Below are 4242 nucleotides of genomic sequence, written 5' to 3'. Positions count from 1 at the left end.
AACCTGCGCCTCCAAACCACCGGGCCCCAGCCGCCCCGACATCCCGCACCGCTCGCTCGCTCGCCAAACAGCAGGCCTCCCGCGAGTCGGTCGCAACCGTCAAAACCCAGACTGCCTACGGCCGTGCAGCCGTGGTCGCGTGTCCGGACTGCGGCTGCTCCTCGAATCGAGTGCATGACTGGGCGATCGTCCGTAACTTCCATTCCACTGAAATCAGCGTCTACCAAGAACAGGTGTGATCCCAGCCGCGACGTGGTCTGTCCAGTGACGCTCCGCGAACGCTCCTGGGTGTGACGCGGTGATGGCATCCGTTCCAGAACCGGCCTTCGAAGTGGGCAGGTCCCAGGACCTGTTGCATCTCGGTAGTCGTGCTCGATGCGCCAACGGAGCTTGGTGAGCGCGAACTCTCACGCCACTGCACCGGCCGGGCAGCCTTCCGTCCCGCCGCGATGACCAGTTCCTGTGCCGGCCGCGGCTTGTCGGGATACTTCACCCCCTGCGAGCGTCCCATCCCGGAGTACGGCCCAGGCCACCGGCACCGCGTCGGCGGCCTGGGCGACAGCGGGCGGAGCCCCCCACCACGTAATGCAGACCGCGCTCCTGCAGGCCGTGGCGGAACGCGCCGGCGTCACCGTATCCGGCGTCCGCGTCGGCCATCGGCACCTCAAGTCCCCAGGAGCGGGTCTCATCGAGCATGTCCAGGGCCGGCAGCCACTTCTCCACGTGCCCGACGTCTTCGGGGAAGCCGCGGTGGGCAGCAAGAACTGGGGTGCCGGGTCACCCGGGTTCAACGGATGGACGTCATGCGTCGCCTCGCCTCGTGGGGGCCGCGTTCGACCCGACCAGCGTGGCACGAGGCATCGATCATCGCCGTTGATTTCACACCGGGCCGTTGCTAGGTTCGGGGCGGATTCGGAGAGACGGGGTGCCATAGATGCACGAGTTGACTTTCCAAAGTCACCGTGGTGATGCCGGACCGACGACTTGGGGTCAGCGCGAGCAGTGGGAAACAGTCCTCGCCAACCGGCCGCACGACTACCGATTCAATGAACCATTCCTCTACAGCTTGCCGCGCGGCTTGACTCTCACCAGAGTGTTGGCGGCCCTGGGTGCGCTCGTCGAGCGACACGAAGGATTACGGACGGCGTTTCTCCCCGACGGCGACGGCGACGGCTCGCTGCGCCAAGCGGTTGTGCGGGAGGGATCTGTGCCGGTGCCCGTGGTCAAGGCCGGTACGCGGTCGGGTCTGGCCGAGGCCCGGGAGTTGATGGGCGAGGCATCGTCACGCGGCTTCGTGGCCGGGCCGGAGTTCCACGCCAGGCTGGCGCTGGTCGTTCAGCACGGCCAGCCCAGATGGCTCACTGGCGCGCTGTCGCATCTCGTCATCGATCGCACATCCATGCGCATTCTCGAGCGCGACTTCCGCGCGCTGCTCGACGGAGCCGACTCGCGACGCCTTCCGCCGATCACCCATCAACCACTCGATCAGGCCGCCGAAGAACAGTCAGCACAGGGACAGGCGCGCCTGGAGAAGACACTGCGCCGGTGGCGAACCGGCTTCGAGACCGCGCCCCGATCACTCTTCCGGACCACCGTGGACGACTCTTCCGAGCCCCGATTCCCGACCGTCGAGCTGTATGCCAAGGGATTGGGGGCGCGGGCGCAGTCGATCGCGACCAAGCTGAATGTCAGACCTTCCGCCGTCTTCGTGGCCGCCGGCGCAGCGGCCCTGGCCTGGGTGCAGCGTCTCGACCGGTTCGGCATGATCATGACGTGCTCCAACCGGGGAGACCCCCGCACCAAGGACCACGTCGGTCCCCTGGCACAGCAGGGACTGGTACCGGTGGAAACGGGCGCGTCGTTCTACGACATGGTGACCCGGATCTGGCCCGCACTCCTGTTGACGTACCGGACGAGCAGCTACGATCTGGCGGCGCTCGACGCGGTGTTCCCGGACGTGACCGAGGAGTGTGGCACCTCGGTCGACCACTTCGTCAATTTCATGGGCTACGACGAGCCCCTGCCGTACGACCCCAGGGCTGCCCGGCTCGCGGACGGCGAGTCGGTCTGCGAGACGGTCGCGCCGGTGCCGTCGACGAGGCTGCGGTTCGGTCTGTTCCTGGATTCGGACGGAGACATCGTGCGGGGCCGCATGTTCGGCAATCGACGCTATGTCGACGCCGAGACGATGCACGCCGTCCTGTGCGGGGTCAACGACCTGCTGTCGACGGCCGCGAACGGCGATGTCGACTGGCCCGTGGATTCCGCGTTCACCCGGTTCGCGCGTGGCCGTGGCTAGCGCAGGCGAGGATTTATCAGCCTCCGTCGAGCCGGCGTTGTCCGTGGCCAACTGCTCGGCCGCGGCCTTCGGGAGCTCGGGCTCGGGCACGCCATCCGCCTCCAGCCGCGGCTGTTCTCGACGGCACTCGGTGCGGGCATCCTGTTCGGCCTGTCACCGGTCGGCATGGCGTACGTCGTGGGTGACGTTGTCGCCGACGTCGTGGCGTCGAGTCCGGCCGAGGGGCGGGCCGAGGTCGCCGCCGTGGTGGCGCTCATCGTCGCGATCGGCCTCGGCAAGACGGTCGGCGTGTATGCCCGCCGGCTCAAGGCGGGCGTACACGCGGTTCCAACTGCAGGCGACGTCCCGTCGGCAGGTCGTCCGGCAGTACCTGCGACTACCGCTGTCCTAGAACCGCGGGCACCGGACCGGGACGCTGATCGCCAACACCGACACCGACGTCAAGGCGACATGGTCGACTATCCCCCTGCTGCCGTACGCGGCAAGCACGGTGGTGCTGCTGCTCGCGGCTGGACGCACGAACAACTCGCGGGCGAGCACCACTTGGTGTACGCGCGACTCCATCATGCTTGGCTGCAAGAGAGACGGAGAGTTGGTCAGGATGAACGTGGAACCGAGCCTCACCGAGCGGCGGCTGATCGACGAGGTGATCGCGCCGCTGCTCGGCTTCGCGCCGACCGAGCTGGACCGCGACCTGACGGAGCTCGGCGTGGACAGCCTCAAGATCCTGCACATCCTGGACGAGGCCGAGACACTGTTCGCGGTGGAGTTCGCGCCCTCGGACCTGAGGACGAATCTCAGCGTGGCCGGCATCTGCGCGATCATCGACCGCAGTTAGCGGCCACGGCGTCGGGGCTCGCGTGGAGGGGGCGGCCGGCTCGCCGGCGTCGACCGACCGATCCACCTGCCGCACCGGGCTGACGCAACCGGCGGCCCACACCTCGTTCTCGGCGGGCCACTGACCCCGCAGCTGTTCCCCGCCGCACTACTGCAGCTCTGGTACGGCTGCGACGGCGGTCGGACACTGCCGTCGCGGCCGGGCGCCGAGCAGGCTGTGCCGTCCCATCGGCACGCGGCCGGGTGCCTGTTACGACGCCCGCGCCGCAACCAGGCACCCGGCCGGCCTGACCGTCCCGGCGCCGCATCCCGACGACGCGCAGGTGCCCTCGGCGCGGTGATCGCCGCGGTCGGCGGGCGGATCGTCGACGTGCTGACCGAGGAGACGCGGCCCGGCACCCCTGTTAGCCTGCCCGGCCCCGGTTGGCCGCCGAACTGCTGCCGGCCGAGGAACGCCTCGCGTGCCGGATGCTCGGTGTGGAACCGCGATTGCTCGGCCACCGGGACGGCGCCGCCCGGCTGCCGTGGGGGGGGGCGGCTTCCCCGTCCCGAGGCCGGCCCGAGGCGACTTCGGCCTCCCAGGAGCCGGATCTGCTCGCGGACGTCGTCGACGACCTGCGCGGGCCGGTGCTGCTCCCGCGCGGGTCTCGGCCGGGCGCGTCCGGTGGCGCTCACGACGCCCGGAACCGCCCGCGAGACGAAGCGAGAGGCGCTGTGGGCGTACCGGATGCGGGTGGCGAAAGGAATCGCCATCCGCGTCCTGCGCCACGGGGGCGCTGCGGATCCGAACGCCGAATTCGTGGAGCGTGTGGGCCACCGATGCCTCCCCACGGGGCGTTTCCGGCCTCCGGTCAGCGGCCCGCTGCCGGTGTATGCCGGTAGCGCGGCCGCCCCGGAGAACGAGGTCGACAGGTAGCGTGGCACCGGTTGAATGAGGGAATGACGCGCACCGCGCCCGTCCCGGTCTCTCCCCTGCCGAGGGGAGGTCTCACGGAGGCCGCCCGTCGCGAAATCCTGCTGGATGACTACTAGGCGCTGTTTCTCGGATCATGTGCGGAGCCAGATCATGAGGGCTGCGAGGGTGACGGTGCCGAGGTAGATGTATG

Annotated in this window: 4 protein-coding genes and 1 pseudogene; 3 read left to right on the top strand and 2 right to left on the bottom strand. The window is 69.2% G+C overall.

Features of this window, described 5'->3' with window-relative positions:
• Positions 1 to 239 (top strand): hypothetical protein (locus tag BM536_RS42010; protein ID WP_211363030.1); only part of this gene is annotated, 239 nt, incomplete at its 5' end.
• Between the two features lie 50 nt (positions 240 to 289).
• On the opposite strand, the pseudogene BM536_RS45190 reads toward BM536_RS42010, so the two are convergent.
• Positions 290 to 768 (bottom strand): annotated as a pseudogene (locus BM536_RS45190) (transposase); the annotation flags it as partial.
• Between the two features lie 166 nt (positions 769 to 934).
• On the opposite strand from BM536_RS45190, the gene BM536_RS38655 reads away from it, so the two are divergent.
• Positions 935 to 2299 carry a condensation domain-containing protein gene (locus BM536_RS38655; protein WP_073499947.1) on the top strand — a complete coding sequence of 455 codons (1365 nt, stop codon included), beginning with the start codon at positions 935 to 937 and terminating at the stop codon, positions 2297 to 2299.
• A 153-nt stretch (positions 2300 to 2452) separates the two neighbouring features.
• Here BM536_RS38655 and BM536_RS41025 read toward each other — a convergent pair whose 3' ends face one another.
• The gene (locus tag BM536_RS41025; protein ID WP_158086597.1) at positions 2453 to 2620 is read right to left on the bottom strand and encodes a hypothetical protein; all 168 of its coding nucleotides are present in this window, start codon (positions 2618 to 2620) and stop codon (positions 2453 to 2455) included.
• Between the two features lie 280 nt (positions 2621 to 2900).
• Here BM536_RS41025 and BM536_RS38645 point away from each other — a divergent pair, with 280 nt between their 5' ends.
• The gene (locus BM536_RS38645) at positions 2901 to 3137 is read left to right on the top strand and encodes an acyl carrier protein (protein ID WP_073499952.1); all 237 of its coding nucleotides are present in this window, start codon (positions 2901 to 2903) and stop codon (positions 3135 to 3137) included.
• Positions 3138 to 4242: the final 1105 nt, after the last annotated feature.

The sequence above is a fragment of the Streptomyces phaeoluteigriseus genome, from assembly GCF_001896135.2.
Classification (GTDB): Bacteria; Actinomycetota; Actinomycetes; order Streptomycetales; family Streptomycetaceae; genus Streptomyces; species Streptomyces phaeoluteigriseus.
This window is presented reverse-complemented; position numbering and strand designations above follow the sequence as displayed.